This window comes from Photobacterium sp. OFAV2-7 (genome assembly GCF_022347985.1).
GTDB lineage: Bacteria > Pseudomonadota > Gammaproteobacteria > Enterobacterales > Vibrionaceae > Photobacterium.
In genome coordinates this window covers 1-3,163 of sequence record NZ_JAKRFQ010000638.1, presented here as the reverse complement: position 1 = coordinate 3,163, position 3,163 = coordinate 1, and the positions used below count along the sequence as shown (strand labels likewise).

Sequence of the window (3,163 nt, the reverse complement as noted above, 5' to 3'; positions counted from 1 at the left end):
TATAAATTCAAGCAATCGTACAGCTGATAAAATTCGAAGAAAAACAGGACAAAGAAACAGGAAGTATGACGAATTCGACTACTGTTAACTGTACAGAAGCGTCATTGTTTTTGAGCAGGGTTATCAAGCAGAAGGAGCGAAGAGTGGATACGAGATTTAAGCAGCACGGGGCATTTAGCTGGTCAGAGCTTGTGACGGATGATCCCGAGAAAGCCATTGCGTATTACAAGGATGTGATTGGCTGGGAAGTAGAGGCAATGCCAATGCCAGAAGGGGTCTACCATGTGTTGAAAGTGGATGGAGAGCCTGTCGCTGGTATTATGGCCAAACCGGAAGAATACAGCGAAATGCCAAATTGCTGGGGAACCTATATTACCGTTGATGATGTTGATGCCACACTGGCAAAAGCGGAATCAGCAGGGGGTAAGGCTGTTTATCCGCCAATGGATGTACCTGGCGTCGGCCGAATGTGCGCAATTGCCGATGTAGGCGGCGCCGTTGTCTCGATTATTACTTATGAAGACAGCGAATGTGAATAGAAAAACCGCCTGAGCAATCAGGCGGTTTTAGTATTAATTGCGGTAGTGTCTAGCCAATTAGCATATCTCTTGTGTGACTACTCTTCCCACTGAACCAGTTTGTCTTTCGGCCAGTTTGCACCTACATCGTGGTATTTCTTCTCAAGCAGGTGACGCTTGATTTTAAGTGTAGGTGTTAAAATACCGTTCTCGATGCTCCACGGGTCTTTAATCATCAGCACACCTTTAATTTTGGCATGAGACTCCAGCTCTTTGTTGATAGTTTCGATAACCTGGTGGGCTTTACGTTCGTAACGCGCATGGTCGAAATCAGGGAATTCATGTGGAACTGCCAGCAAGATAGGACCTGGCATACCCGAGCCGACGACACACATCATCTCGATGTTGCTCAGCTCAAACAGGCGCTTTTCAATTGGCACCGGTGCAACAAACTTCCCTTTGGCGGTTTTGAAGGTATCGTTCTTACGACCCTGAATAGACAGGTAGCCTTCGTCATCAATAAAGCCGATATCACCAGTATGTAGCCAGCCATCTTTATCAAAAGAGGCTTTACTGGCTTCTTCGTTTTTATAGTAACCGGAGAACATGCCCTGTCCGCGAACCAGAATCTCTTCATCAGCGGCGATCTTGATTTCAATACCTGGGCCGGCATTACCTACTGTACCGATCTTATCGCTTCGGAATGGATGGTTGATGGTGCTGTAGGCGAAGGACTCTGTCATCCCCCAGGCTTCGGTGATGTTCAGGCCGATGTTTTCGTACCAGCGGAGCAGGGCAGGCGATACCGGCGCTGAACCACAGCCGAGGACACGGGCTTTGTCCAGACCTAGACCATCGGCAAGTTTCCGTTTAATGACGCCTGATATGAACGGGATCTTGAGTAAGATGTTGAGCTTAGCCTGCGGCAGCTTCTCAAGGATTCGTTGCTGGAACAGGGTCCACAGGCGCGGGACGGAAATAAACAGCGTCGGGCGGTGCATCTTCACGTCTTCGATAAAGGTATCCAGTGACTCTGGGAAGGCAACCTGAATGCCGGCCATTACTGAAGAGCCAAAGATATATACACGTTCTGTTATGTGCGCCAGCGGCAGGTAAGAAAACAACCTTTCACCGTCTTTCATTCCGATATGGTCGAGGATCCTCTGTGATGACCAGGCAAATGCACCATAAGTCAACATGGCGCCTTTTGGCAGCCCTGACGTACCCGAGGTATATACAATCGACATCAGTTCTTCAGGTTTGTGTTCCGGACGCTCTTCAGAAGGTTTGCTGTCTGCGACCAGAGTGTCAAACTCAAACTTACATTTCGGTGCACTTGGGTAAGAGAATGAAATAGTCGGTAAATCCGGATGGTCGGCCAGTACGGATGTGACAGCCTTGTCGTCATCTAGCTTACCGATAAGCAGTGCTTTGGATTCACTGTGCGTTATACAGTGCTCGACAGTTTCTGCCCCTGCGGTAGGGAAAATAGGGACACTGATGTAGCTTCCGAGCATCAAGGCAAGGTCGGTAATAAACCATTCGGCGCAGTTTTTAGACATAAGTGCAACACGGTCGCCTGGCTGGATGCCCATGCTTCTTAGAGCCGTAACCAGGGAGAGTGCCTTATCAGCAACCTCGGCAAAGGTGTAGTCAACAAACTTGCGATCAATAATTTGGCGCAGGAAAACTTCGTCCGGGCGCTCTTCTGCCCACTTCAAAATCATTTCATTAGGTAGAGGCTGCGTCATGAGTGTATCCCTTAAGCGATCCGTGGGCAGAGGTAAAGTCATAGTCTCGTCCTTGTTGGTGTTATCGTAATGTTAAATTAAATGGTTTCCTACTGGTCCGTCAAGTGTCTATTTTTCATTAAACTCCTGTAATTAAGTATGAAAAAAGACACTAACTTGTCAAATAAAAGCGATAGTTCAGAAAAAATTTAAGCACAAAATTTAAACATGTGTATGATTTTTTTGCGATTGAAAGTCTGCAGCAGAATGAGTGGTGGCGTAACTCGTTGTTTTTTAATATTATTGACCGTCATCGTGCTGTTTTAGGCACAGATTACAAAATGTTATTACTTATGCATTTAAGTGAATTAGACCGTGATGACATGTGCTACTAGAAGTGATATGTGACATGGTTTGGTATTTAGTTCTGAGTTTTTTTATTAGAGCTTGAAAAGTATATAAAATTAGGAAGAATACTAGTTAACGGGATAGCATTTTGTAATACTGCTAACATATTAACAACCAAAGCCGTTACAACATGCCATCGGGAGGTGCCGGTGGGATTTTTGTTGATGTGAAAAATATAGAGTCAACTCATTATGCCAAAGCGTAGTAAAGAAGATACAGAGATTACAATCCAGACGATCATGGATGCCGTGGTTGATCAAATTTTGACCCTGGGCTACGACAAGATGTCGTACACTACCCTGAGCAAGCAAACCGGCATCTCCCGTACCGGGATTAGCCACCATTTTCCGAAAAAGCAAGATTTTGCCAATGCGTTAGATGGCAGAATTTTCCGCCTGTTTGTCGAAAAGCTTGATCTTGATAACGGCCTCGATGGGTTCGTAAAGAGTTGGCTAGCTGCACTTGATGATGATAAATTCCAGGCAACCTTGCGTCTCCTTTTCCATC

3 protein-coding genes are annotated in these 3,163 nt (G+C 45.8%); 2 read left to right on the top strand and 1 reads right to left on the bottom strand.

Annotated features, from left to right (window positions below; all coding sequences use genetic code 11):
* Window positions 1-143: 143 nt before the first annotated feature.
* Window positions 144-539 (top strand): VOC family protein, encoded by a 396-nt coding sequence (locus MHN01_RS22210; RefSeq protein ID WP_239413492.1) that lies wholly within the window; start codon window positions 144-146, stop codon window positions 537-539.
* A 77-nt stretch (window positions 540-616) separates the two neighbouring features.
* Here MHN01_RS22210 and MHN01_RS22205 read toward each other — a convergent pair whose 3' ends face one another.
* Entirely contained in the window at window positions 617-2,245 is a 1,629-nt protein-coding gene (locus MHN01_RS22205) for an AMP-binding protein (protein ID WP_239413494.1), read from the bottom strand.
* Between the two features lie 602 nt (window positions 2,246-2,847).
* Between MHN01_RS22205 and MHN01_RS22200 the strand changes: the two genes are divergently transcribed.
* A partial coding sequence (locus MHN01_RS22200; RefSeq protein WP_239413490.1) for a TetR family transcriptional regulator occupies window positions 2,848-3,163 on the top strand: 316 nt, incomplete at its 3' end.

Bases quoted from the DNA above. Each gene is read 5' to 3' on its own strand.
- MHN01_RS22205 (WP_239413494.1), bottom strand. From the start codon at position 2,245: ATGATTTTGAAGTGGGCAGAAGAGCGCCCGGACGAAGTTTTCCTGCGC.